A 2,424-nucleotide genomic window follows, 5' to 3' on the forward strand; every position below is an offset into this window, starting at 1 on the left:
CAAAAGTTGACGTAAGTGCTTGAAATACTTGGTATATAAATTGCAATGCATTTTACATGCCATCTTTTTATGTTTTGTGAAAAAATATCGCAAAATTTTAAAACCATGTTTGAACGGCTTCAAAAACAGTGAAACTTTAGATCATGATAACTTTAATGCTAAGATTACTCAAATAATTTACATATTCGCTTCAAAGCACGCCGGAGTGTTCAGGCCGTTTCTTAAGCAAACAACTTCACGCACACATTGTTCAATATCATAGGCAACCATTTCCCTGATCATCTTTTCAAAGGAAATAACCGGAACCCATCCTAATACTTTTTTTGCTTTTGAAGGGTCACCCAATAATGTTTCAACTTCGGTCAGTCTGAAATACCGGGGGTCAACAGAAATGACAGTCTGACCTTTTTTTAATTTTTTTACATTAAAATTTACACCAGGCTTTGAGGTAATTTCAGAATCAAAAGCGGCAACGATTCCTTTTTCTTTTATCCCGTTTCCCTTCCACTCTATTTTTATCCCGGCTTCCCTGAAAGCATATTCGCAAAGCTCGCGCACAGAATGCTGGATTCCTGTCGCTATAACAAAATCATCGGGCTTTTCCTGCTGCAGAATCATCCACTGCGCCCGAACAAAATCTCTTGCATCACCCCAGTCTCTTAATGAATTAAGATTCCCAAGAAACAGTTTTTTTTCAAGGCCAAGCGCTATACGCGCAGCAGCTCTGGTGACTTTACGTGAAACAAAAGTTTCGCCGCGCAGCGGAGACTCATGATTAAAAAGAATGCCGTTACAGGCATATATATTGTAAGCTTCTCTGTAATTTATGGTACACCAGTAAGCATAAAGTTTTGCGCAGGCATAAGGGGAACGCGGATAAAAAGGTGTTTTTTCGGATTGGGGAACTTCCTGTACTTTCCCGTAAAGCTCGCTTGTTGAGGCCTGGTAAAAACGTGTTTTTTTCTCAAGCCCTAAGATCCTTATGGCTTCGAGTATCCTCAAAGCGCCAAGCGCATCTGTATTTGCTGTGTATTCAGGAATTTCAAACGAAACCTGAACATGACTCTGTGCGGCAAGGTTATAAATTTCATCAGGTTGAACCTCCTGAATGATCCTGATCAAATTTGTCGCATCCGTCAAATCGCCATAATGCATGAAAAACCGTACATGTTGCTCGTGGGGATCTTTGTATAAATGATCAACTCTTTGGGTGTTAAACAAAGAAGCTCTTCGTTTTATCCCATGAACATTGTATCCTTTTTCAAGAAGAAATTCAGCAAGATATGCTCCATCTTGACCGGTTATGCCTGTAATTAAAGCTGTTTTCATATCATATCCTTCTTAGATGAGACCATTATGCGCCCTAATGAATTTGCTATATTCCGAAAAGATTTTTTCTGATTTTCAGGGGATTGTATATATTATTTACATGCGGTTTTCAACAGACTTTTATGATTTTTCTTATACTTAAATTCAAATTATAGATAAGGAGAAATCGTATGACAGATGTACACGAAGCATTAAAGGCAAAGGAACCTGCACAAGACAATAACAGCTCTGTGCAACAAATTACTGACATGAGACTGGGTATAAGCCAACCGGTATCAAAACAGCCTGAACTTTCTGAGACCGAACCAACACCGCCCACACAGTCGAATGTTCCTGTTAAACCAGGGACGATCAGGGCACTGCAAAGAAGACGAATATTGCTCATAAGGCTAATAAGGAAGAAAATTGTATCTATTCAAGCCAAGTGGATTTTTTAATTGATTATGTGAAAAGTAATGGATTTCTTTTCCATTCACCTGATGAGCATGCATATGTTTCATGGGTAGAAAACGGTCATGAAAAAAATATCAAAATTCGATGCGAGGATTTTAGAAAAATTCTCATAAGAGCTTTTTACATGAAAAGAATGGGTACATCTTACTTCCCACATAATTATTCAGAATAAAAAAGATTAAAAAATCCTGGAATAACCGATAAAGCAAAAGCTTTGCCTTCCGGATATTCATAGCTCGTTAAAATCATGGAGTTCGAAAATACTATACAAAAAACCCTGGCATTTAATCGTGATGCACCTCTGTCTCCTTATGATATAGCCCAGGTTATAAAAGTTAATTCTATTCCAGTCAAGCTGGCAGTATGACAGACAACCCATCTGTCATAATCAGATAAGTCTTCATAGTTTCTTAAAGTGAAATTGCAAGAATTAATTTTAACTCAAACAAAACAAATCTCTAATCAATATCTAACCTACCACCCATAATATGCGAAACGAAAAGAGATATAATCAAAAGTTGTGTTTAGGGAGATAGGTGGTGTATCCATCGGTTGATTGTTACCGAGGCAATTAACCGACCAAAAAAAAGGAAAGGATACACACACCATGAATAACGATAATGTAATTATAATTAAAAAGCC

General features: G+C 37.3%; 2 protein-coding genes. One reads left to right on the forward strand and one right to left on the reverse strand.

Annotation, left to right across the window (positions count from 1 at the left end; all coding sequences use genetic code 11):
- Positions 1–177 precede the first annotated feature (177 nt).
- A complete protein-coding gene (gmd, locus tag VXK47_RS09440) occupies positions 178–1,329 on the reverse strand; it encodes a GDP-mannose 4,6-dehydratase (RefSeq protein WP_435548530.1) in 1,152 nt (383 codons plus the stop codon).
- A gap of 170 nt (positions 1,330–1,499) precedes the next feature.
- Here gmd and VXK47_RS09445 point away from each other — a divergent pair, with 170 nt between their 5' ends.
- On the forward strand, positions 1,500–1,766 hold the full coding sequence (locus tag VXK47_RS09445; protein ID WP_435548531.1) for a hypothetical protein: 267 nt from the start codon (positions 1,500–1,502) through the stop codon (positions 1,764–1,766).
- Positions 1,767–2,424 lie beyond the last annotated feature (658 nt).

It is taken from the genome of Desulfobacterium sp. N47 (assembly GCF_051233685.1).
Taxonomy (GTDB): domain Bacteria; phylum Desulfobacterota; class Desulfobacteria; order Desulfobacterales; family RPRI01; genus RPRI01.

Excerpts from the sequence above, each read along its gene's own strand:
- gmd (WP_435548530.1), bottom strand. The coding sequence starts at position 1,329 with ATGAAAACAGCTTTAATTACAGGCATAACCGGTCAAGATGGAGCATAT.
- VXK47_RS09445 (WP_435548531.1), top strand. The coding sequence starts at position 1,500 with ATGACAGATGTACACGAAGCATTAAAGGCAAAGGAACCTGCACAAGAC.